Origin of the sequence: Enterobacter kobei (assembly GCF_001729765.1) — a bacterium.
Taxonomy (GTDB): Bacteria; Pseudomonadota; Gammaproteobacteria; order Enterobacterales; family Enterobacteriaceae; genus Enterobacter; species Enterobacter kobei.
This window is the reverse complement of sequence record NZ_CP017181.1, coordinates 3,667,571-3,689,208: the sequence shown is the minus strand read 5'-3', so window position 1 is coordinate 3,689,208 and position 21,638 is coordinate 3,667,571. Positions and strand designations below refer to the sequence as shown.

The 21,638-nt window shown below is 60.9% G+C and carries 28 protein-coding genes; 12 read left to right on the top strand and 16 right to left on the bottom strand.

Going from position 1 to position 21,638, the window contains the following annotated elements; translation table 11 throughout:
* Positions 1-435: 435 nt before the first annotated feature.
* The 6 genes from BFV64_RS17815 (at position 436) to BFV64_RS17790 (ending at position 4,701) form a co-directional block, all read left to right on the top strand.
* Complete coding sequence (locus BFV64_RS17815; protein ID WP_011191343.1) at positions 436-1,446, top strand: zinc-binding alcohol dehydrogenase family protein; 1,011 nt, start codon at positions 436-438, stop codon at positions 1,444-1,446.
* A 73-nt stretch (positions 1,447-1,519) separates the two neighbouring features.
* Positions 1,520-1,951 (top strand): GlcG/HbpS family heme-binding protein, encoded by a 432-nt coding sequence (locus BFV64_RS17810; RefSeq protein ID WP_004357630.1) that lies wholly within the window; start codon positions 1,520-1,522, stop codon positions 1,949-1,951.
* Positions 1,952-1,998: 47 nt separating this feature from the next.
* Complete coding sequence (locus BFV64_RS17805) at positions 1,999-2,304, top strand: DUF1330 domain-containing protein (protein ID WP_004357632.1); 306 nt, start codon at positions 1,999-2,001, stop codon at positions 2,302-2,304.
* Positions 2,305-2,455: 151 nt separating this feature from the next.
* A complete protein-coding gene (locus BFV64_RS17800; RefSeq protein ID WP_011191345.1) occupies positions 2,456-2,926 on the top strand; it encodes a TlpA family protein disulfide reductase in 471 nt (156 codons plus the stop codon).
* A 3-nt stretch (positions 2,927-2,929) separates the two neighbouring features.
* On the top strand, positions 2,930-3,442 hold the full coding sequence (locus tag BFV64_RS17795; RefSeq protein WP_004357637.1) for a DM13 domain-containing protein: 513 nt from the start codon (positions 2,930-2,932) through the stop codon (positions 3,440-3,442).
* Positions 3,430-4,701 carry an MFS transporter gene (locus tag BFV64_RS17790; RefSeq protein WP_004357638.1) on the top strand — a complete coding sequence of 424 codons (1,272 nt, stop codon included), beginning with the start codon at positions 3,430-3,432 and terminating at the stop codon, positions 4,699-4,701. Before BFV64_RS17795 ends, BFV64_RS17790 begins: the two co-directional genes overlap by 13 nt.
* 30 nt (positions 4,702-4,731) lie before the next feature.
* On the opposite strand, the gene BFV64_RS17785 is transcribed toward BFV64_RS17790, so the two are convergent.
* From BFV64_RS17785 to BFV64_RS17750, 8 genes are all read right to left on the bottom strand, one after another.
* Positions 4,732-5,133: a RidA family protein gene (locus BFV64_RS17785; protein WP_004099044.1), complete on the bottom strand. Its 402-nt coding sequence runs from the start codon at positions 5,131-5,133 to the stop codon at positions 4,732-4,734.
* Positions 5,134-5,239: 106 nt separating this feature from the next.
* Positions 5,240-5,689 carry a hypothetical protein gene (locus BFV64_RS17780; RefSeq protein WP_004099042.1) on the bottom strand — a complete coding sequence of 150 codons (450 nt, stop codon included), beginning with the start codon at positions 5,687-5,689 and terminating at the stop codon, positions 5,240-5,242.
* Positions 5,690-5,776: 87 nt separating this feature from the next.
* Positions 5,777-6,349 (bottom strand): hypothetical protein, encoded by a 573-nt coding sequence (locus BFV64_RS17775; protein ID WP_004099040.1) that lies wholly within the window; start codon positions 6,347-6,349, stop codon positions 5,777-5,779.
* A 91-nt stretch (positions 6,350-6,440) separates the two neighbouring features.
* Positions 6,441-7,409, bottom strand: a complete 969-nt coding sequence (locus tag BFV64_RS17770; protein ID WP_004357645.1) for a magnesium and cobalt transport protein CorA — start codon at positions 7,407-7,409, stop codon at positions 6,441-6,443.
* Positions 7,406-8,110, bottom strand: coding sequence for a glutathione S-transferase N-terminal domain-containing protein (locus BFV64_RS17765; protein ID WP_004099038.1), 705 nt, complete (start codon positions 8,108-8,110; stop codon positions 7,406-7,408). The genes BFV64_RS17770 and BFV64_RS17765 overlap by 4 nt, the downstream gene beginning before the upstream one ends.
* 132 nt (positions 8,111-8,242) lie before the next feature.
* Positions 8,243-8,782: a peptide-methionine (S)-S-oxide reductase MsrA gene (gene msrA, locus BFV64_RS17760; protein ID WP_004099036.1), complete on the bottom strand. Its 540-nt coding sequence runs from the start codon at positions 8,780-8,782 to the stop codon at positions 8,243-8,245.
* Between the two features lies 1 nt (position 8,783).
* On the bottom strand, positions 8,784-9,227 hold the full coding sequence (msrB, locus tag BFV64_RS17755) for a peptide-methionine (R)-S-oxide reductase MsrB (RefSeq protein ID WP_004099035.1): 444 nt from the start codon (positions 9,225-9,227) through the stop codon (positions 8,784-8,786).
* Positions 9,228-9,373: 146 nt separating this feature from the next.
* Positions 9,374-10,249 (bottom strand): LysR family transcriptional regulator, encoded by an 876-nt coding sequence (locus BFV64_RS17750; protein ID WP_011191349.1) that lies wholly within the window; start codon positions 10,247-10,249, stop codon positions 9,374-9,376.
* Positions 10,250-10,477: 228 nt separating this feature from the next.
* Here BFV64_RS17750 and BFV64_RS17745 point away from each other — a divergent pair, with 228 nt between their 5' ends.
* The 3 genes from BFV64_RS17745 to BFV64_RS17735 are packed head-to-tail and all read left to right on the top strand — an operon-like array spanning position 10,478 to position 13,331.
* Positions 10,478-11,710 (top strand): bifunctional alpha/beta hydrolase/OsmC family protein, encoded by a 1,233-nt coding sequence (locus BFV64_RS17745; RefSeq protein WP_004357650.1) that lies wholly within the window; start codon positions 10,478-10,480, stop codon positions 11,708-11,710.
* The gene (gene msrA / locus BFV64_RS17740) at positions 11,617-12,306 is read left to right on the top strand and encodes a peptide-methionine (S)-S-oxide reductase MsrA (RefSeq protein ID WP_425267728.1); all 690 of its coding nucleotides are present in this window, start codon (positions 11,617-11,619) and stop codon (positions 12,304-12,306) included. Before BFV64_RS17745 ends, msrA (BFV64_RS17740) begins: the two co-directional genes overlap by 94 nt.
* A complete protein-coding gene (locus tag BFV64_RS17735) occupies positions 12,306-13,331 on the top strand; it encodes a zinc-binding alcohol dehydrogenase family protein (protein WP_069602321.1) in 1,026 nt (341 codons plus the stop codon). Before msrA (BFV64_RS17740) ends, BFV64_RS17735 begins: the two co-directional genes overlap by 1 nt.
* Positions 13,332-13,727: 396 nt before the next feature.
* Here the strand turns inward: BFV64_RS17735 and BFV64_RS17730 are convergent, their stop codons facing one another.
* Together BFV64_RS17730 and BFV64_RS17720 are read right to left on the bottom strand one after the other, a co-directional pair.
* A complete protein-coding gene (locus tag BFV64_RS17730; RefSeq protein WP_004099028.1) occupies positions 13,728-14,222 on the bottom strand; it encodes a MarR family winged helix-turn-helix transcriptional regulator in 495 nt (164 codons plus the stop codon).
* A 557-nt stretch (positions 14,223-14,779) separates the two neighbouring features.
* Positions 14,780-15,268 carry a YkgB family protein gene (locus BFV64_RS17720; protein WP_004099027.1) on the bottom strand — a complete coding sequence of 163 codons (489 nt, stop codon included), beginning with the start codon at positions 15,266-15,268 and terminating at the stop codon, positions 14,780-14,782.
* Positions 15,269-15,565: 297 nt separating this feature from the next.
* Between BFV64_RS17720 and BFV64_RS17715 the strand changes: the two genes are divergently transcribed.
* Positions 15,566-15,925 carry a DUF6314 family protein gene (locus BFV64_RS17715; protein ID WP_166479491.1) on the top strand — a complete coding sequence of 120 codons (360 nt, stop codon included), beginning with the start codon at positions 15,566-15,568 and terminating at the stop codon, positions 15,923-15,925.
* Positions 15,926-15,963: 38 nt separating this feature from the next.
* Here the strand turns inward: BFV64_RS17715 and BFV64_RS17710 are convergent, their stop codons facing one another.
* Entirely contained in the window at positions 15,964-16,923 is a 960-nt protein-coding gene (locus BFV64_RS17710) for a YeeE/YedE thiosulfate transporter family protein (RefSeq protein WP_004099025.1), read from the bottom strand.
* Positions 16,924-16,949: 26 nt separating this feature from the next.
* Positions 16,950-17,372: a MarR family winged helix-turn-helix transcriptional regulator gene (locus BFV64_RS17705; protein WP_223296479.1), complete on the bottom strand. Its 423-nt coding sequence runs from the start codon at positions 17,370-17,372 to the stop codon at positions 16,950-16,952.
* A gap of 367 nt (positions 17,373-17,739) precedes the next feature.
* Between BFV64_RS17705 and BFV64_RS25960 the strand changes: the two genes are divergently transcribed.
* A complete protein-coding gene (locus BFV64_RS25960; RefSeq protein WP_235611126.1) occupies positions 17,740-17,925 on the top strand; it encodes a helix-turn-helix domain-containing protein in 186 nt (61 codons plus the stop codon).
* Positions 17,926-17,957: 32 nt separating this feature from the next.
* Positions 17,958-18,635 carry a LysR family substrate-binding domain-containing protein gene (locus BFV64_RS17700; protein ID WP_472612147.1) on the top strand — a complete coding sequence of 226 codons (678 nt, stop codon included), beginning with the start codon at positions 17,958-17,960 and terminating at the stop codon, positions 18,633-18,635.
* Here the strand turns inward: BFV64_RS17700 and BFV64_RS17695 are convergent.
* From BFV64_RS17695 to trbF, 4 genes are read right to left on the bottom strand one after another with little or no spacing between them, the layout of a single operon-like run.
* The gene (locus tag BFV64_RS17695) at positions 18,632-18,868 is read right to left on the bottom strand and encodes a DUF2274 domain-containing protein (RefSeq protein WP_026227538.1); all 237 of its coding nucleotides are present in this window, start codon (positions 18,866-18,868) and stop codon (positions 18,632-18,634) included. The genes BFV64_RS17700 and BFV64_RS17695 overlap by 4 nt on opposite strands.
* 2 nt (positions 18,869-18,870) lie before the next feature.
* Positions 18,871-20,091 carry a TraB/TrbI/VirB10 family type IV secretion system protein gene (locus tag BFV64_RS17690; RefSeq protein WP_011191355.1) on the bottom strand — a complete coding sequence of 407 codons (1,221 nt, stop codon included), beginning with the start codon at positions 20,089-20,091 and terminating at the stop codon, positions 18,871-18,873.
* The gene (gene trbG / locus BFV64_RS17685; protein ID WP_011191356.1) at positions 20,088-21,137 is read right to left on the bottom strand and encodes a P-type conjugative transfer protein TrbG; all 1,050 of its coding nucleotides are present in this window, start codon (positions 21,135-21,137) and stop codon (positions 20,088-20,090) included. Before trbG ends, BFV64_RS17690 begins: the two co-directional genes overlap by 4 nt.
* On the bottom strand, positions 21,134-21,415 hold the full coding sequence (gene trbF / locus BFV64_RS17680) for a conjugal transfer protein TrbF (protein ID WP_018716215.1): 282 nt from the start codon (positions 21,413-21,415) through the stop codon (positions 21,134-21,136). The genes trbG and trbF overlap by 4 nt, the downstream gene beginning before the upstream one ends.
* Positions 21,416-21,638: the final 223 nt, after the last annotated feature.

The following is a 21,638-nucleotide window of genomic DNA, read 5'->3' as shown; positions in this document are numbered from 1 at the left end:
CGTGAAGACTATAGCGTCAGTCCAGTATGATTTCCCAATACCCTGTAGCTATAGTTTCGATAGCTTCGAATCGGCATTGCAGGCGTATCCCCGTCAGCGGATTTCGAGCGGACGCCGTCGCTTGCCAACGTTGGTGTGAGACCGGCGGGCGAGATCGCCCCTGCCAACGCGACCGCTGAGAGGTCGACTCCTCAACCGCTTGGGCGCTTATCGCCTCCATCCGGATGCTCACCCGCCGAACAGCAATAAACCGCTATTTTCGATAAACTTCTGAATCCGGCTCCGAGGTATGGAAACTATGTCGTACCGCTATTGGATATGTTGCGCGCATACCTTCATAGTCTGACACGCGAAATCTTTAAATCCTGAGTATATTTCGGAAGAAATTTCGATCTGATCGATAAGACTTCAGGATACAGCAAGCTGGAGACACCGATGAAAGCCGTTGGTTACAAGGTTCCGGGACCCATCGCCGAGGACGCCTCTCTGGTCGACATTGATCTGCCTCGGCCTGTCGCTGAAGGAGGCGATATCCTGGTTGAGGTGAAGGCTGTCTCGGTCAACCCGGTCGACTACAAAATCCGCAGCAGCACGCCGCCCGCTGATGGCGATTGGAAAGTGCTGGGATGGGATGCGGCCGGGATCGTGCAAGAGGTCGGCCCCGACGTGACGCAGTTCGCGGTAGGCGACGAGGTCTATTATGCCGGATCGCTCATAAGGCCTGGCACCAATGCGGAGTTCCATCTCGTCGACGCCCGGATCGTCGGTCGTAAACCCGCGTCGCTCGACTGGGCGGAAGCGGCGGCGCTGCCACTCACGACGTTGACGGCCTGGGAAGCCATGTTCGATCGCCTGGACGTGACGAAGCCCGTTCCCGGGGCGGCGGCGATCCTCATCATCGGTGGTGCGGGTGGGGTCGGGTCGATCGCCATCCAGATCGCTCGACAGCGCACGGATCTCATCGTCATCTCCACCGCCTCTCGGCCGGAAACCCAGGAGTGGGTTAAAGGGCTTGGGGCTCATCATGTCATCGACCACTCTCGGCCGCTCGCGCCACAGATTGCCGAGCTCAACATCGGCGCTCCCGCTTTCGTGTTCTCGACCACGCATACCGAGCAGCATGCATCCGACATCGCCGAACTGATCGCCCCGCAAGGACGGTTCGGATTCATCGACGATCCCAAGGCGCTCGACGTCATGCTGTTCAAGCGCAAGGCAGTGTCGATCCACCACGAGCTGATGTTCACACGGTCGCTCTACGGCACGCCCGACATGGATGAGCAGGGCAAGATCCTCAATTCGCTGGCGGTGCTGGTGGACGACGGCAAAATTCGCACGACGCTAACCGAAAAATTGTCGCCAATTAATGCCGCCAATCTGAAGACGGTGCACGCACTGATCGAAAGTGGCGCGGCAAGAGGCAAGATTGTCCTCGAAGGCTTCTGATGACTGCCACCGCCGAACGTCTTTTCTAACCTCAAGAACGCCGGACGGATTACGCCACGGCGAAGGAAATTTCATGACGAAATCCATTGCCACCGCCTCGATCAACCGCGAAACCGCCGTCGCCCTCATCGACGCGGCGATCGCCGCGGCACGTACAATCGGCATCCCGGCTGCGGTCGCCGTCGTCGACGCCACCGGTAACCTGCGCGCGTTCGAGCGCACTGATGACGCGCCGTTTCTCACCGTCGATGTTGCCATCGACAAGGCTTGGAGTTCCGCCTCGTTTGGGTACCCCACCCATGTCTGGAACGACTATGTTTCGAACGATCCAAAAGTGGCGCCGCTGGCCTATCGCCCCCGGATGGTCGCTGTCGGCGGAGGCTATCCGATCCTGGAAGACGGGAAGTTGATCGGCGGGATCGGCATCTCCGGAGGCAACTATCAGCAGGATCAGGATGCGTGCGTCGAGGCACTCACGAAAATCGGGTTCGAGCTGCCAGCCTGACGACTTTAAGGCCATCGCCAGCGGCGGTGGCCTGCAGATGCGACCTTATGAAAGACTTTAAGATGGAAGCGTTCGTCGTCTTCACCCGCGAAGAAACCACCGATCCGGAAGAACTCGCAACCTATTCTGCAGGCGTCGGCCCATCGTTCGATGGCCACGACGTAACCTTTCTCGCCGCTTATGGCGCGATGGAGCATTTGGAGGGGCCGCCCGTCGAAGGGGCCGTAATTTTGCGGTTCCCGACGATGCAGGCCGCCCGTGATTGGTATCATAGCCCCGCCTACCAAACCATCGCTGCGCACCGTTTTGCCGGTTCCCGCTATCGCGCCTTTGTCATTGAGGGGCGGCGGTGACACACCGACGGAAGAACGGCGGGGCTGGCCACGAGGTATCGGTCGGCGAACTCGCATCCTACAACCTGTAGGGGATCAAGGCGGTGAGGTTCGCGTGCCATCGCCACACGCGACCACTCATCGGACTTCTGCATCGGAATTGGAGGATCAGATGAGCGTCGACGAACGACAAGCCCCCGAGCTGCGGGTGCAGAGATGGATTGGCGCGGATGGAGAAAGCATCGCGCCGCTCAAGCTGTCGGATCTCGGCACCGGCCCGAAAGTCCTCTTCGCCTTCCAGCACTGGTGCCGTGGCTGCCATTTGCATGGATTTCCGACGCTACAAAGGTTGCATGGTGCATTGAGCGCCAAGGGCGTGGGCTTCGCGGTGATCCAGACCGTCTTCGAAGGAGCGGATGAGAACACCTTCGAGAAGCTGCGCGTGAACCAGCTCAAGTATGCGCTTCCTGTCGCGTTCGGTCAGGACGAGCCACCTGCCGGCGCGACGCTTCCCACCTTCATGGAGGACTACCGCACGCGGGGAACGCCCTGGTTCTCCGTGATGGACGCTGGCGGCCGCATCGTATTCTCGGACTTCCATCTCGACGCCGATCAGCTCGTGAAGGGACTGGAGCTGGTGTAACCGATGCGGCGCTGGGTCATCCTGATTGCCACCCATCTCGCGATGCTCGCCATGGGCTTCGCGGGCGGTGTCTACACGCTGCCGATCCTGACCGCCCCCCAGGCCCCGGACGCGGCGGCCTTGCGGACCATCTCAGCCGAGACGCTCTACGCAGGGCGTCTGGCCCGCGATCTCAAAGGCAGCGACCTGCTTCACTGGGGGGAAGGCGAGATCCGGGTCTCGCGCGACCGTATCGCCCATATCGGGCGCCTCGCCCCTGGTCCCGACTACAAGCTCTACCTCGCACCACGTTTCGTCGACACGAAGGAGGCCTTTCTCCTAATCAAGGACAGATCAGTCCGCGTGGGCGATGTGAAGACGTTCAACGGCTTCATCGTCGAGGTGCCTGCCGGCATCGATGTCCGTGACTACAACACGGTCGTCATCTGGTGCGAAGCATTCGACCAGTTCATCAGTGCGGCAGAGTATCAACCCTCAAGTCAGGCCCGAGAACGAGCCCGGCGATGGATACCATGAGGTCGGCGGGCAAGCGCGGCCTCGTTCTCGCGCCGGTGGCGGCGCTGCTGCTGAGCGTCGCCGCTCTGCTGCTGGGCAATGGCCTGCTGAGCACGCTCCTGATCGTGAGAGCCGGCCATAAGGGGTTCTCGACCGGCGCGATCAGCGCGATGATGTCCTTCTATTTCGCGGGTTTCACGATCGGCGCGCTCGTGTTGCCACCGATCATCGTCTCCGTGGGACATGTCAGAACCTTCGCCGGCTTCGCGGCCATTGCCTCGATGACCGCCCTTCTCCATGTGGCGTTCGTGGAGCCGATCGCCTGGATGCCGCTTCGCCTGATTACCGGCTTCGCCTACGCGGGCATGATCCTCGCAACGGAGAGTTGGCTCAACGCCCACGCATTGCCATCCACACGCGGGCAGCTCCTGTCGATATTCGGAGTTGTCTCTATGGGCTCATGGGCAATCGGGCAGGCGTTACTCAACATCGCACCGCCCGCCGACGTGACATTGTTCCTCATCGTGTCGCTGCTGATATCAGCGGCGGTGGTTCCGATCACCTTGCTGCCCAGTCATCCGCCGGCCCAGGTGGAACAGGAATGGGTCGCGTTCAGGGACCTCGTCCTCGTATCACCTCTCGCTGCGGCTGGCGCTTTCCTGGCCGGCCTGGCTATCGGTGGTTTCTGGGGCATGGGCGCGAACTTCGCCCAGAGCATCGGCCTCGATGTGGGCGGTATCTCCGCCTTCATGGCTGCGGTTCTTGGTGGAACGCTCGCCTTCCATTGGCCACTCGGTTGGCTTTCGGATCGAGTGCCCCGGAATCTTGTCATCGCCGGTGCGGCGCTGGCGTCCGCAGCGTCTGCCATCGGCGTAGCGTTGGCGGTGGAAGCGCCTCTGCCGCTGCTCCTTGCGGCAGGTGCGCTGTTCGGCGGCTTTGGCATCCCGATTTATTCGTTGTGTCTCGCCGTCGCAAACGACGATCTTCCGGCCGGTCGGCTACTCGGCACCGCGCGCGGGCTTCTGTTGCTCAACGGGATCGGGACAGCCGCTGGCCCCCTAATAGGAGCAGCTGCAATGAATATCGTCGGCCCTGGCGGCCTGTTCCTTTATGCGGCGGCGTTGCTCACGCTCCTGGCAGTGCTGGCCATCGCCCGCAGGCAGCCGAGGCGCGCCAACCAGGCCAAGGCGGCCCCCCGTTCTCCGAGCACGCCGATGATAACCGGATCTCTCGATACGATGATATGCATGGAGAAGCGGGCGCAGGGCGTGCGGGATTAGCGCGGCACGGCGCCTGCACGAACCGCGGGGTCAGGCGATGATAGCTGTTACGCGAATTTCGATACGCATGGTTGGAAGCCCCAGCGCTTCGATTCCCAACTGCGTCCAGATTGGAGCGCGGTCGGGCATGTAGTGGCGATACAGCTTGGCCATTGTTTCGTTGATCACGGGAGGGAATCCACCGACGTGATAGGAATTGACGTGGACCACATGCGGCCAGCGTGCTCCGGCGGTCGCGAGCGTCCGTTCCACGTTCTTGAACGCCTGCTCGATCTCTTCCTCAATCGACTCCGGAATGACGAGATCGTCGTTCCATCCGCCCTGTCCGGAGATCTCCACGCGGTCACCAATGCGCATTGCCTGAGAATAATGAAGCGCGTCATGCAGGCGCGTCCCGTATCCGGGGGTGATGAAGAATGAAGGTGTTGTCATGAGTTTGCCTTTGATGAGCCAGGTCAACGCGGCTGCAAGTGACCGTATGCATGCAGAAAGAGATGCAGGGCGTTCGGCACTAGCGCGCCGGCTGCGGTGGAGGGCTTTATTCCACGTCTTCTACGGTGAGGTCCCGGCCGTTGAACTGCACGGTCTCCCCGGCTCGGGCACCCTCGATCGCTTCGAAGATCGGCGCCATCGTGGAAATGCCCATGAGCTCACGCCCCTGACAGGTAAACTTGCTCGTTGACACCGCGATCACAAAGTGGCGGCCGGACAGCTTGACGACAGCGCCTTCGTTGACGGCCAACTTGGGGCCGAAATCGATCGTCCTGAGCTTTTCGAGTTTATTGGCGTAGTCATGGAGCGTGTCATCGAGCGCTTCAGCGAAGTCGCTCGCGACCTCGGCCTGAGCTAGTTCGTCGTTTTCGATCGGTTCGCTCCGATCGAGCCGAGCGGTAGAGACATAGTCCAGGTAGTTTTCGCGAGCGCTGTGCAACGCTGCTGTCTCCAGCAAGAGCATAGTTTCTCGTATGTGGTCCTTGTTCCAGTCCATAATCACCTCCTAATTTTCGATGTTCTTAAAGTTCAGCCTGCAGATGTGTGGGCCAGGAAGGCCAGCCTTTCCGGCTAAGCGACACCGCTATTCGTCGCTGATGACGTCTTCGCCCTGGTATGGAACCCTGATCAGCCGAGGATCTCGAATGATGCTCGTGACGAGCCAGACATATTCCTGCTCGGCGGTATCGAAGCCGAGGATGCTGAAGGATTGGCCGAAAGGGCATGGCGGGAAGTCTGGAAAGCCCTCGCGCAGAACGTAACGCTCGGGATCGCTGTGAAACTCGCTCTTGTAGACTTTCCGTAGTCCGTGCTTGCTCGGCGCGTCCTGGTCACCTGCCGGTGCTGTTTCCCGATGCGCCACAAGGCGCTCGGACAAGTCGCGGGGGCAGATTTCGTGGAACACGTCGAAGGCGTCGATCAACAGGCCTTTATGCTCTGTCGCCGGATCGGTGATCGCGTAGATGTTGGAGGCATCTTCGCCGTCGTCCCCGCTCTCGAGGCGCAACGCCGCATCGACGCGAATGCTGCATGCATCGAGGGTTGACCCTAGTTCGAGATCGACGAGATTGCCGTCCTTGACGCGGTATTCGCGGTCATAGCCTTTGGCGATGAATGACTGGACTGCTTCTAGAACGTCGGTCACCTGGGAGGTCATGGAAGCACCTTCATCTTGAACTGGATTGGACACGCTCGCGCACAAAGCGCGCTGTGACTCGGCGGACGGAGAAGCTCGCGAAGTGCGTTACTCATAGCCACTTGGCCTTCTTGAAGCGCATGAATAGGAGAAGGCAGAACACCGCTATCACTCCGAGCACGACGAAGTAGCCATATGGCGTGTCCAGTTCCGGCATGTGCTTGAAGTTCATGCCATATATTCCGGCGATCGCCGTCGGGACCGCCAAGAGCGCCGCCCAGGCCGCGAGCTGGCGAGTGACCACACCGATCCTTTGCGCTTCCAGAAGGCTGCTGGCCTCGAAGACCGTGGACAGGACAAGCAGGAGGCCGTCGACCATGGACTGCACGCGGTGGACATGGTCCGCGACGTCGTGGAAATATGGTGTCATTTCGGCGCTGATGCAGGGAAAGTGGCCGCGAACGAGCTTTCGCACCAGCTCGGCCATAGCCCCGAGCGTGCGCTGGAACCGCGTGAGTTCGGACCTTAGTTCGAAGATTCGCGCCACCTCTTCTGGCCCGAGGAAATCGTGCAGCGACCGTCGCTCCATCGCCAGGACGTCGTCCTCGATCATTTCGAAGATGGGCAGATACTGGTCGACCACTCGGTGCAAGATCGCGTGCAGCACATAGTCGACACCCTTGCCGAACTGCGTCGGCGATGCCTCGAGTTGCTCCCGAAGTTTGCCCAGCGCTCCGGCATTGCCGTGCCGCACGGTGATAAGGTGATTGTGACCGGTGAAGATCGCCATCTTGCCGTAGCTGATCCGGTCGCCGACCAGCTCGGCGGTCTGGGCGACGACGTACAACTCATCGTTGTAGACCTCGAGCTTGGGCGGGCACAGCGGGTGCATGGCGTTGTCGATCGCCAAAGGATGGAGGTTATACGTCGTCTGGATCGCGCTGAGTTCGTCTGCGGTGGGCTCGCTAAGCGCGATCCAGCAGAAGCCCGAGCGATTCTCGTTTAGTTCGACGTGCTCATCGAGCCTGATTTCACGGACTCGCTTACCTTCGTTGTAATAATATGCGGCGATAATGGTCATGCAGGCCTCGCAGGAATTCGCAGGCCACGCTGTACAGCCGGTCGCGCCAGCCCGCGTTCGAGCCATGCCTGCACGTTCGAATAGCTGCTTAGGCCGAGGATGTCGCCCGCTGCGTAGAATTCGACCAGCGCATTCACCCAGCCAAACGTCGCAATGTCCGCGATCGAGTAATCATCGACAATCCATTCGCGGCCCTCCAGCCGGTGATCCAGGACCCCGAGAAGACGCCTGGATTCATCAACAAAGCGCTGCCGAGGTCGCTTGTCCTCATAGTCCTTGCCGGCAAATCGCAGGAAAAAGCCTAGCTGTCCGAAGGTCGGCCCAACGCCCGACACCTGAAAGAACACCCAGGCCAGAGTCTCGTACCGCTGGGCGGGTGTTGTTGAGATGAGCTGCCCCGTCTTGTCGGCCAGATAGATGAGGATCGCACCGGTTTCCCATATGCCAATGGGCTGGCCGTCAGGGCCAGCCGGATCGATGATCGCGGGTATGCGGCCGTTGGGATTCAACGACACGAACGCTGGATCCTTCGACTCGTTGTTCGAGATGTCGACGAAGTGGGGCTCATACGGCAGGCCAGTCTCCTCCAGCATCATCGAGACCTTGACGCCGTTGGGCGTGGGGGCCGCGTATAGTTGCAAGCGATCCGGATAAGATGCTGGCCAGCGCTGCGTGATGGGAAAGGAGGAGAGGTCTGTCATATCTGGATCCTGGCACTGCGACGGCGGCTGAATGGAATGATCTGCTTCAAGGCCGGGTTCGACGACCGCGTCGATTGACGCGGTCGTCGGAGGTTGCGAACCGGATCGGCGCGGCACTAACGGCAGCGAAGCCTATTCCGCTGCAGCCCCGGCCGCAGGGCTCACATCGCCGGCCTCATGCCGCTTTGGAAGAACCCAGTCGGGACGGACGAAGTGGCAGGTGTAGCCGCCCGGCCGCTTCTCCAGATAATCCTGGTGATCGGGCTCGGCCTCCCAGAACTCGCCGACCGGCTGGACCTCGGTCACCACTTTGCCATCCCACAGCCCCGAGGCATCCACATCGGCGATCGTATCCTCGGCGACGCGCTTCTGCTCCTCGTCGACATAATAGATGCCCGACCGGTAGGAGAGCCCACGATCATTGCCCTGGCGGTTCAGCGTCGTCGGATCGTGGATCTGGAAGAAGAATTCCAGGATGTGCCGGTAGCTCGTCACTGTCGGGTCGAAGACAATCTCGATCCCCTCGGCATGCGTGCCGTGATTACGATACGTGGCGTTCGGAATATCGCCGCCCGTGTAACCCACACGGGTCGAGATGATGCCGGGCCGCTTGCGGATCAGATCCTGCATGCCCCAGAAACATCCTCCTGCGAGAACAGCGCGCTGATGCATGTTAAGCCTCCTCTACTTGATCGAGATATTCACCGTATCCCTCGGACTCCATCTCGTCGCGCGGGATGAAGCGAAGGGACGCAGAGTTGATGCAGTAGCGCAGACCGCCGCGGTCGGAAGGACCGTCCGGGAAAACGTGGCCCAGATGGCTGTCGGCGTGTACCGACCTGACCTCCGTCCGGACCATGCCGTGTGCACTGTCCCGCACCTCGTTCACGTTTGCCGGAACGATCGGCTTGGTGAAGCTGGGCCAGCCAGTACCCGAATCGAACTTGTCCGTTGAAGCGAACAGCGGCTCTCCCGACACTATGTCGACGTAGATGCCAGGCTCCTTGTTGTCGTTGTGCTCACCCGTGAAGGGCCTTTCGGTCCCCGAATCCTGGGTAATCCGGCGTTGCTCGGGGGTCAGGCGGTCAACTGCTGCCTGTGACTTCTCAAACTTCATGATAGTCTCCAATAATTAATCTAGAGAGCTCGACACACTGTCATTTATCTTTGCAGTCATTGCGCCGACTATAGCAGTGCGCCCCAGATTTATCCAATACGCTGCGCGTATAGTTTCCATAGCGCCGAAGCTCTTCACGTCGTGATTCAGTTCCACTCATACCGGGCTGCCAGCTGCGCGATGTTCCGTATCTCGACCGTTGCCGTGGAGCCGGATACTGTCGCGATCACGACTTCGCGCTCCAAGACAAATCCGTCGATCGGCCGAGTGACGAGGCCTTGCACGGTCGGCGATCGTTCCGGAAGAATGCATATGGCGTGGCCGTCAGCGACGACCCGTTGCACCCAGTCCTCGCGATCTGATCGAAAGCGAGGTCGCATGAGCAAGTCCCGTCGCGCGAAGTGATCGAGGATCCGATCGCGAAACTCGCATTTCAGGCGATCGACGAAAGGAAACTCGAGCAGGTCTTCGCCGCGCACGATCTCGTTGGCAGCCAAGGGATGGTTTGCAGAACAGCCGAGCACGAAGCGCTCCCGAAATAGAGGATGCACATCCAGCTTGCGTTCCGGTCTTGTTTCACGCGGCATGATGCACGCGTGGTATTTTCCTGAAAGCACCTCCGATGTGTCCTCGTTCGACTGGAGCGAGTGCAGCTTGATTTCGATGGATGGCATCTCCGCCAATGCGCTCTCGAAGAATGCCGTAAATTCCTTTGGTCCGACGGTGGGCGCGACGGCGACATCCAGCACGCGGTGCCCCCCCATCGCCCAGTGCTCCGAGTGATTGCGAACGCTCTTCATCGCGACCACCATGCGCCGGAATTCTGCCTCGACGTCATGGCCAAGGCCAGTCAGGCGGCTGTTCTTCCCGTCGCGATAGATCAGCGGCCCGCCAAGCTCATCTTCCAAGCGGCGGATCGCGCGGGTCAGACTTGGCTGTGACACACCGCTCAAGCGAGCGGCCGCTGTGAAATTCAGCGTCTCGGCCAAGTTGATGAAATAGCTGACTTGATTGAGTTCCATAGTCCTTTGGCCCACGCGCCTGACTGATACCTCTTCCGTGAGACCGCCTTTGGAAAGCAGGTCGCAGAAGTATGCTTGGCGCATATAATCATGGTATAGGGGCTTGTCTATATGCGCCAGACATATAAATGATAGCCTGAGATGACGATTACCGGTTGGCGGTGCGCTCCGCTCAGCTCCGTCGAAGGTTCTGAGAGCGCAACCGCCAAGCCGCGTGCTGGAGGTTTGATGGACATGGCAGGAAGATCATTTACGTTTGTCAGTGGGGCTGGCTCTCCGCTGTCCGGGCACCTCGAACCGCCGGAAGGGACGCCGCGGGGCTGGGCGATCTTCGCCCACTGCTTCACGTGCGGGAAAGACAGTCGCGCCGCTGTTCACATCTCGCGCGCGCTGTCGCGTGCGGGCATCGGGGTCTTGAGGTTCGATTTCGCCGGGACCGGGATCGGCGGTGGGACGGGAGAACCTGTGAACTTCGCGTCGGACGTCGAGGACCTTCGGGCCGCCGCAAATGCGATGGCGGCGGCGGGCATGTCACCGTCCCTCCTCGTCGGGCACAGCCTGGGTGGCACCGCTGCGATCGTAGCCGCCGCCGACATGCCTGATATTGCGGCGGTAGCGACGATTGGTGCGCCGGCCGACCTTCAGCATATCTTGCGCCTCTTCGGACCGAATGATCTGGACACCATCGCGAGCGAGGGCGAGGCCTCGGTGGAGATTGCCGGTAGGCCCTTCCTCATTCGCCGAGGGTTCCTTGAGGCGGTTGAGGGGATCGACGTCGAGAAGGCCATTGCCTCCCTGCGACGGCCGGTGCTGGTCATGCACTCTCCGCTGGATCAGGTGGTCGGCATCGACCACGCGTCGCGCATCTTCGTCGCGTCCAGGCACCCTAAAAGCTTCATCTCGCTCGACAACGCGGATCACCTTCTCACCGACGTCGCGGACGCGAACTACGCCGCGGCCATGGTGGCGGTTTGGGCGAGCCGCTTTCTCCCACCACTCAGCGCGGATCTTCCGCAGGTCGAGGTTGCGGAGGGCGTCGTCTCCACCGAAACTCTTGCAGGGACGTTCCAGCTCAAGGTCCGCAGCGGCGAGCACACTCTGTTCGCCGACGAGCCAGCATCGGTCGGTGGCCTCGGGACCGGACTATCTCCCTACGAACTCGTATCTGCCGGCCTCGCAGCCTGCACGGTGATGACGATGCGTCTCTATGCGAACCGCAAGGGCTTTCCGCTCGAACGGGCGAGCACGACCGTGCAGCACGAGAAGGTGCCGGACATGATGCCACCCGACCGGTTCACCCGCACCATTGTCCTCGATGGGCCGCTGAGTGATGATCAGCGCGCTCGGATCCTCGCGATCGCTGATCGGTGTCCCGTCGATCTGAGTCTCATCCGGGGTTCGGACGTGCAGACCGAGCTCTTGAGCGCCAGTCAGGCTGCGGATCCCGCGAGGCTGGCTTGACCGTGGCGCACACGGAGGAGGGCGAACGGACTGTGAGCCAATCGCCTACCGGCAATAGGGCGGCCGCGACAGAGCGAGCAATTCTCGCAGGCGGCTGCTTCTGGGGCATGGAGGATTTGCTGCGCCGAGCCAGGGGAGTCATTTCGACGCGTGTCGGTTACACAGGCGGAGAAATGCCTGATCCGACCTACGCGAGACATTACGGCCATGCGGAAGCAGTGGAAGTGACCTTCGACCCTTCCGTTCTCGCCTATCGCTCGCTCTTGGAACTCTTCTTCCAGATACATGACCCCACGACCTACGAGCAACAAGGCAGCGATGTCGGTCCGAGCTATCGATCGGCGATTTTCTACACCACCGAAGTGCAGAAGGAAGTCGCCCTCACAACCATCGCGGAAATCGAGGCATCAGGAAGCTGGCCAGGCCCGGTCGTGTCGGAGATCAACCCAGAAGAACCCTTTTGGGAGGCGGAGCCAGAGCACCAAGAATACCTGGTGCGCTATCCTGGGGGCTATAGCTGCCACTTCGTGCGCCCGACCTGGCGGTTGGACCGCTCAGACGAACGCCCAGCTGTAATACTTGACAGAAAGAGTTGATGATGACCGAAACCGTGACTAATCAGGCCGCCTGGCAGAAAGCGCCGGGGCAGCCACTGAGGATCGGTGTCACCGCTCTGCCGCATCTGGCGGCGAACGAGATATTGATCCGCAACGCGGCCATCGCGATCAACCCACTCGACTGGATTCTGCAGGACGTCGCGCTTTTGCCATGGCTCGACTATCCCGCGATTCTCGGCAGCGACGTCTCCGGTGAGGTCGCGGCGGTCGGTGGCGCGGTCGAGCGGTTCAAGGTCGGCGATCGAGTCATCGGACAGGCGGTCGGGACAACCGTAAATCAACCTGCGCAGGGTGCGTTCCAGCACCACACGATCGTGCTGGACCACATGGCGGCGCCGATCCCCAACAACATTGCCTTCGCTGATGCGGCAGTCCTCCCGCTTGGCCTTGGCACCGCCGCAAGCGGGCTCTACGGATGGACACAGTTGGCTCTCGCGCCACCGTTACACTCGCCGACCGCGCGTCCAGAGGTCGTTCTGGTCTGGGGTGGATCGTCGAGCGTTGGCTGCAACGCCATCCAGCTCGCGGTGGCGTCGGGCTACAGGTGCGTCGCCACCGCTTCGGCGCGCAACGTCGGCCTGTTGAAGGAGCTGGGTGCAAGCGAGGTTCTTGACCACTCGAGTCCAGCCATCGTGGAAGACGTGATTGAGGCAATGCGCGGGCGCAGTCTCGCTGGAACGCTTCACGCGACCGGTCACATGAAAGACTGTTTTGCCGTAGTTGCGAGATGCGAGGGCTCGCGCCGGGTGGCAGCGACGCTGGCCCCGCCCGACGAGCGTTCATTTGGAGTCGAGGCGACGCACATCTCCGGGACGAGCCTCAAGGATGACGAGGTTGGTCCAATGATCTACCGCGAATTCCTGCCGCAGGCTCTCGCGGCGCGCACGTTCGTCCCCGCCCCTCCGGCGAAGATCGTGGGCCAGGGCCTTGAAATGCTCCAGGCTGCCTTGGAAGCCCTGAAGGCGGGTGTATCCGCAGCGAAAATCGTCGTTACCCTGCCTTGAGTGACCAGCCAGGCGGTTTTTCGCGTTCGCAGTCTGAGGTGGCCCGCACTTTGCCGATTGGGAAGCTCTACCGGGAAAACGCGTTTGGGACGCGCGCTGCGCTCCTGCCGGAGCATGCGTTCCCGAAACCTGTTCCCGACTGCTTTTCCCCGAAACTACCTATCGGACATAGAGAAATGGGAATGCAGCGAGTGGTTTGAACGGCCGCTTCCGAAACCGCGTTCCGATCAATTGAGCGGCTAAAAGTGGGGCGATCACCGACATATTAGAATGAGACCGCCATGCCCGATCGGCCGGCTTGACGCGTAGCCAAAAGAATGCGGCTGATGGTAGGCTCGCTGACATTATGAAGCCCCGCCATCTGAGCAGCGTTGAGCTGCCGCAATTGCGAGTCTCCTACGCGTCGTCGTTCTTCTCGCGGTCCACACCTCGCTCATGCAATTCGGCATCGACGGGGCAGTTCGTGCAGCCCTCGTAGCAGCACAAGCGGCAGATGCGGTATGACTGCTCGAGGTTTTCCAAGCGATTTCGGAGAACGCGTTCAGCGATGTCCGATAAGGTTTTCAGTTCGTCTGGATTAAGGATCGATAGCCCTTCGGCAATCACTTGATCGCGCGAGGCCAGGACCTCGTCGCTCGCGACCTTGCCAGTTGGAGTAAGATAGAGGGATCGCGCGCGCCCGTCTGTCGAATGCTCCCTACGCTCGATCAATCCCTCGCTTACCAATCTATCCACCAGGCGAACAGTTCCAGCATGTGAAAGGCCCACCCCGATCGCAAGCATACGGATCGAGAGCCCGGGCTTGTGCGCGAGCAACGCCAGCGCTGAGGCGGCGGGTCCAGCTTCCGGCGCCCGCGATGAACTAGCGCGAACGATGTCGTCGCTGATCATGAGTGCGAACGCCCCGAAAATGTTTCGATCTCGAGGTCCATCCATTGCCACATCTATATGTGCGCGGAGCATAGACAGCAAGCCATACCGTGGTCCTCTTCCTCCGCGCGGCTTGTGGAAAATGTCCTGTTTTAGAAGGGTTTCGGAGGATTTCGACTGATCGAGCGCGCCGAAAAAAACGGGTCCGGCTCGTTAAGGCCGCGGAACCGTTGATACCTGGCGGCTATAGGGCAAGCCTTTTCGCTCGGAATCGCCGTAGGTCGCGCCCGAGAATCACTCCGCGTCAGCGCTGTCATCCAGGCCGCGCAGGTGCAGATCAGCGAGACCTAGCTTGCCCCCGGCGTCGCACTTCCATCGTGTCACCGCGCGCGATCACGATTGTATCAATCCCATTGAGGAACAGTCCGTGCTCCACGACGTCGGGGATTGCGGCGAAACGGGCGAAGACCGCGTCGCCATGCAGCTGAGCGCCTCCGGGCTCGATATCGCGACGGAGCATCCATGCCCCGCGGAGGTTCTGCAGGATTTGCACGCCCGCCGTCACGAGAGGACCACAGTCACGAGAGCACAAGCGCCCCTCTGTGGCGGACCGAAGCACGCAGCAGCACGAGGGACGCCGCTAGCAGAACTGCGTCCTTCAGTAGAAACTGCCCTGGTGCAGCCGAAATCGCAGGAAAGCCGCCGGCAGTCTGCTCCGCGACACCTGGAGTGGTGATGAAAAAGGTCAGCGTGATCAGATAGGTCGCTGCTGACATTAGTGCGCCTAGCGCAGAGAAGAGTGGACGAAATGCACCAAGGATCAGAACGAGACCGGTCGATAACTCGATAACGCCGATGAAATAGCTTTGCCCCTGCGTCCCGAACATGCCGAGCCAATTCATGATCGGGCTGTGTTCGATAAACGGGGCGATACCATAGGCCTCGTACGCTGTGAACTTCATCGCGCCGAACCACAGAAATACGATCACGAGAGCCCATCTAAGCAGGCCAAGATCCCTCCGACCGTGCTCGGGGACAAGAAATTCATAACGGTCGAAAATGCTCATCTAAAATTCCTCAACAGTGGTCCCGTGGGAACGTCACGAACGTCGTCTACGTGCTTCGGGCAGGCGTTGCAGTATATGCGCGACGCATATACCATATACTAATAAGCGAGATATGTCGAGCGGCTGGCTCGCGCTTCGCTGCCTCACGAAGCCATCCTCATCGGCGATGCCTTTACCCAGCAAACGCGCGACCTTTGCGGGATTTTGACTTGATGGGGCTGGCGCTCCGGGTGGGCCTATAGCCCGTTGGCAAACGTCCAGCCTGTACGGATGGACGCGGCCCTGGACGAGATAACCATGCCCACCGAAATCGTAGCAGCGATCGGCGAAGGCGCGCTCGCTTATCGAGAGAGCGGCATTCTCTCACTGGCAGATGGCAGAGTATTCTCCGCGTGCCGGCAGTATCGCTATCGCTTGAGCGAGGACAGTGTTGTCGTCGAGTTCGCAGACGGACCTCATATCGGGACGCAGTTCCTCAGCTTGAGTTTCTCGCGGACGGATACCGGGTTGGAAGCGAGTGGCGTCTATGCCTGCGGAGACGACACCTACCATGCAACCTACAGGATTCTGGGGCCGGCGGCCTTTGAAGTGGTCATCATGGTCCAAGGGCCTGCAAAGGCATACGAGCTAGTCAGCCGATATTCCCGGTCGGGATAAATGCTCATGTCAGGAGGGCAAGTCCTCTGTTGCCCTTATCATGGCCGTGAAAGGCAGCGCCGGAATAACTTACCACGCGCTGCAAATCCGAAGACGATTGTCGTCGTCATCAGAAGGTAGGCGACTATCCCACCAGGTGAAAGAGTCGGAACCGCTGCGAGGATCAACCCATCATTCCCGCCGGGTATGAGCGCGATGCCGATACCCATCAATGTGCCGCCGACGACAGATCGCAGAATGCCATTGGCTGTCGGCAGTTGGAGACGCAGATTGCCTTGGCGAAAGGAGGCGGTTAGGGCGCCTGCGATCGAAGAGATCACCGCAGTGAGCGCGACCTCGCCGGCCGGGGACATTCTGAGAGGAAGGGCGCGTTGAATCACGTCTGCGAAGGTCCAGGCCGGCGAGAGTGCATATAGAAGTCCGCCAGTGATACCGAGTCCAATCATCGAAGCGCCGAACGACCAACCCGGCTTTGTTCGCAGAACGCTCTTCGTGGAAACGAAAACGAGTGCCAGCACGAGCACAACTAGGAAGGCTAGGAGAGTAACGAGGCCTGTTGCGCTCGGTTTGGAGATTAAGCTTGGCCATGTTGAATCGTAGCCGAACCTGCCATGGTCGGCAGCCAAGATACCAATCGTTAATCCCAAGGGTAGAGCTAGAAGTCGCATCTCCCCATCCCCAAGCCGCGCCAGCGATCCGAGCAGGCATGTGTCATTAATGAGTGCGCCGAGGCCGAAGGCGATGGCGCCGATGAGCAGGAGGAAATTGATGCTGGTCGAGGGTGCGAGTGTTGCGCCCAGTGTTCCCGTCCAGACTATCGGGACCGCAACCAGGCCTGCCGCTGCCGACGCTGCGAGAAATCCGACGAACATTTTCGGCGGCTGTCTTCTGTGTAACTCATGAGCGGCCACCACTAAACAGGTTCCGCCTTGGTTCGCCGCATATCCGAACCCGAAGGCAAGTACGCATAGAAGAAGTTCGAGCGCAAACGATCCCATTATTTCAAGCCTGCCTGATCATATCGTCAGCCTTCTGATGCGACGTTCCAGCGTGGCGAGCGCCCCGGCTTAGCTTTACCACGGGAAGGCGCGATCCTGCTGTAGCCGCACAGATGGCAAAGGCTGACCGAGCCATCTTTGTCGAAGCCGTTTGCCACAAGGAGCCGCTCCGACAGCATGCCTAGAATGTCGAGGTCATTGGGCGACAGGGGCGAAATACATTCGGAGATCACCTGCTCCCGTGCCTTGAGCAAGGCGTCCGTTATCTTCTTCCCCGAATTGGTGAGGTGAATGAAGCGCGCCCGCCTGTCGGTGATTTGTCTTCGTCGTTCCACCAACTGTTCGCGCTCGAGCCTATCGATCAATCGCACCGTCCCGGCATGAGAAAGCCCGATCGAGGTAGCCAAAACGCTGATCGGCAGTCCGGGCTCCATGCTGAGTAACACCATCACGGCGGTCCCCGGGCCGCTTGGTGAAAACGAGGCCGAGACACTGGCGATGCTGTCTGCAACGGCCAACGCGAGTGCACCTAAATGGTACTTGGCGACCTCAGGCTCCATACCGCAAGAATATATGCTTCGCGCATAGACTTCAAGCGTGTGAAAATGTATGACCGCCGCATGCATCTATGACAGATTCGGACATGGTCATGCTCATTGAGGGGCTCAGCTCGGATTCCACATCTGAGATCAACGGACGTGCTCGTTCCCCAGGCGCTAGCGGGGGTGGGCTCGATGAAAGTGGACGTGCATGGGTGCCGCTCACCGGGCGCAGGCGGTTCGCCGATGAGACCGCCGGTATGATCGGACGGGTCTCATGCCCGACCTGACTCTTGATCTCCGATACCTGAAGTACGCCGTTCAGGTCGCCGAGGCCGGCAGCTTCCGCCGAGCGGCGGAGCGCCTATCGATATCGCAATCCACCGTCAGCCGACGTGTGCAGCTGTTTGAGCGCCAACTTGGCTTTTCTCTCTTCAAGCGTACGCGAGCGGGGCAGGGCTGACTCCAGAAGGTGAGCGCTTCCTTCAACAAGCGGTGGTGGGAGCGCGCTACCTTCGTAACGCCGCAACGGAGATCCGCTCCGCGCGGAAACTCAAGACCGGGCTCGTGAGGTTTGGAATGCTTGAAGCGTTCCCGGCGTGCCCGATCATCAACATTCTCTCGGCATTCAGAAATAGACATCCGACGATCGAGGTAAAGCTTGAGGAAGGCACTTCAGAAGAAAACACTTTGGGGGTGAAGCGCGGATTACTGGACGCAGCAATCAGCCTGAGTGCGAGCAAGAGCCCTCAGTTCCAAGTTCGACGTCTCTGCGAACCAGATCTGTTCGTGGCATTGTCCCCGCTTCACGAGTTGGCAGCACGGCCACAGCTGTCGTGGGAGGACGTTTGTGACGAAGTCTTCCTCGTTCGCTCGGATGGCGCTGGGCGTGAGCTCGCTGGCATACTCCGGCGCATGGTGGGCGCCGGAGACGGAGCGGTTCAACTCTCGATCCAACAAGTCAGCCGAGAAACCCTGCTGACGATGGTCGAACAGGGCTTCGGCTTGACCATCACCAGCGTGATCTACCGGCCGGATATCGCGTTGATCCCGCTCCCATCGGCGCGGGCGCCGACGGCCGCTATAATTTCTTCCAGTGACAACGACAACCCGACTCTGCCGCTGCTGCTGAAGTGTTTCGACACCCCCTCTAGAGCGGGGACCACGGATTAATCGGCGCTCCCCGGCGTCAACGTTCGCCTGGCTTTGGCGAAGCCACGGTCTGTCGCGATGAACCGTTGTAACATCGGGACGATTAACCGAGCTGGGTCAACAGCGGACTGACCTTGCTCTCGGCCCAATAGGTGGGCGTAGTCAACAAGGTCCTGGTGGAGAGCTGCAGGTAGCTCGACCTGTACCTTAAGCGGCTTGTCGTCCGCGATGGGGCCTAGCTTAAGCTTCGACATCATCACCCTCCATATGGCTCCAGTACCAAGTCTCGCGTCACGAGAACGCGCACGGGAAATCCGGGCCGAATAGTGATCGTGGGCGCGACGTTGAGCTGACGCCTCACAATCTGCTGCCCTGCGTCGTTGATGGTGTCCTGCCCACCGTTCCGGATCGCCTGAACGAGCTGATCGTCGTTGTCGACCGCGAGTTCGGCGCCGACGCTCAGCAGTGTCGACAATCCCGCAGCCTTGGCCAGATCCCACCAATGGTAATCGACGCCATCCTGCAGCCCGGCGAACCCTTCAGCGTCAGCACCAGGCTGGCGCTCGAGAACGATCGAGCGCCCGTTCGGGAAGACGAGCCGAGTCCAGACGAGCAGGACTCGGCTCTGGCCGAACTGCACGTTGTTGTCGTACTGCCCGACCACACGAGTGCCTTGCGGCACAAGCAAGATACGGCCGGTTGGGCTGTCGTAGATGTTTTCGGTGACCTGCGCGGTGATCTGGCCGGGTAGATCGGATCGGATGCCGGTGATCAGCGCCGCGGATATCACTGCTCCCGCCTGAAGGACGTTCGGCGATACTGGCGCAGCGACGCGATCGGGCGCAACCGTCCTGCGATCGGCCGCGGCGTTCAGAAACGCGTTCTGCCGGTCCTGCGCCGAGGGCGTGGCGGGCGGCGGAGCGAGGCCAATGCTCGCCAAATCCGGCACCGGCGCGAGCGCTGGGGCAGCTCCCGCAGCAGCGGGTGTGCCCCGGCTTTCCGATCCGGAGAAGAGACGGCTGGTGCGCGCGGTCTCGATTTCCTGAAGGCGGCGCTGCTCTTCCGGGCTGATGCCGGGATTGGGCGTGGCCGTCCCGGGTGTGGGCACCGGCTGTCCGCGATCCTGGGTACTAAGGATCGGCCGGCCGAGGTCACCGGGAAGAGGGGGACCGAGCTGTGGCACGCCACTGTAATCTCGCGGCAGGCCGGCCAGTCCGTCAGCGGTCGAGCGGTTCTCGGTCGAATAGAGTTCGTCGTTCGGCCGACCGGCGTCGCGGGTCTGAAGCGCGTAGATCAGCGCACCTCCGAGCCCGACGCTGGCGACAAGACCGAGGCCGGCGAGAACCTTCCGCGACAACCGGGTGACGCGGGGCGGTTCGGCCCGCAGCCGCATCGGCGCAGGCCCGACCGGCTCGCCGGTCAGGGGCTGCGCATCGTCGTCCGGCACTTCCTCAATCCGGGGCGGGTTCTCGCTCACGAGGTCGGCCTCCCGTCTGTGCGGACGATCCTGACGCGCTTCTGCTCGCGGCCGGAGCCGAAGCGAAGTTCGGCAGCCGCGAACAGACGATCAACGATCATGTGGTGGCCGCGAACGCGATAGTTCACGAGCTCAGAGGTGTTGCCCTCGGGGCCGACGACGAAGAGTGGCGGCATCTCGCCCTGACCGATGCCGCGCGGAAACTCGATAAAGACCTGGCGTCCGTCGTCGAAGGCGCGCAGCGGCCGCCACGGCGCACGGTCGCCCTCGATCGCATAGCGGAAGTTGACGTTCGCGAGATCGACGCCGCTCGCCACCGGCTGGGCCGCCTGCGCCTCGGCGTTCTGACGGCGCAGCGCAATGAGCTGGTCTTGCGGATACTGCCATGAGACCGACGCCATATAGGTGCGCTCTGTCGAGCGCAGCTCCATGTGATAGGTGCGCATGTTGGTGTTGATGACGAGGTTTGTCATCAGGTCGGCGCGGGTGGGCTTTACTAGGATGTGGATCTGGCGCGTTGCCCCCGATCCGCTCTCGGTGTCGCCGATGATCCAGCGCACTGTGTCGCCGGCGGCCACCGGGCCTGCGCCGACAAGCTGCTCCCCGGGTTGGAGCGCGATGTCGGTGATCTGCCCGACGGCGGTATAGACTTGATAAAGCGCCCCTTGAGTCCACGGGTAGACCTGCATCGAGTTAATGAAGCCGTCGCGCACCGGCTGGACTCGTGCCGCCTCGTTTGCCTGGTTGACGCGAGCGGTCGGATTAGAAGGCTCCGGGGCACGCCGCGTCTCCTCCACACGCTGCAATTGGCCAGGCAGCGGCAGCGGCCGGGGCAGCTCGACCACGGTGACCGGCGCGGGTGGATCGACGGTCTGCACCGCCGGAGCCGCATTGTCGTAGGAAATCTCCGGCGGCGGATTGGTGGTCGCGCAGCCCGCGAGCGCGGTCGCCGCTAGCAGAACGACCGGGAATGCGGCTCTACGGAGAGCCGGGAGTACGTGTGTGTGTGAAGCCGGGTTTCCGGCTTTACGGAAATACGGCTTCATTGCCCAAGCTCCCGTGACCAGTTGATGGCGTTGACGTAGATGCCGAGCGGGTTCGCCCTGAGCCGGTCGGCGTTTCGGGGGATCTGCACGACGATCGTCAGGATCGCGGTCCAGCGCGTGGTCTCGGCGAGCTGGCCATTTTCGTATCGGCGCTCGACCCAGGCGACGCGGAAGCTGTCCGGGGACGCGCGGATGACGCTGGAGACGTCGACAGCGACCTGCTGCCGGCCGACCCGTGTAAAGGGGTCGTTGGAGCGGGCGTAGTCATTGAGCGCCATGGCGCCGCGGTCAGTCGTGAAGTCGTAGGCGCGCAGCCAGGGGTCGTCTCAGAAAACGGAATCTATGGTCACTCCCGTTTTTGCAACACCGATTTTGACGACAAGTTGGCTTGCTTGAATCTATCCGGCGTCTGAATGGGATTTTATTCCCGCGCCTTGATGAGTTCCGCGCCTGATGAACCTCCAGAAAATATACGGCTTCAATGAGCCTTTCCGTTTTACA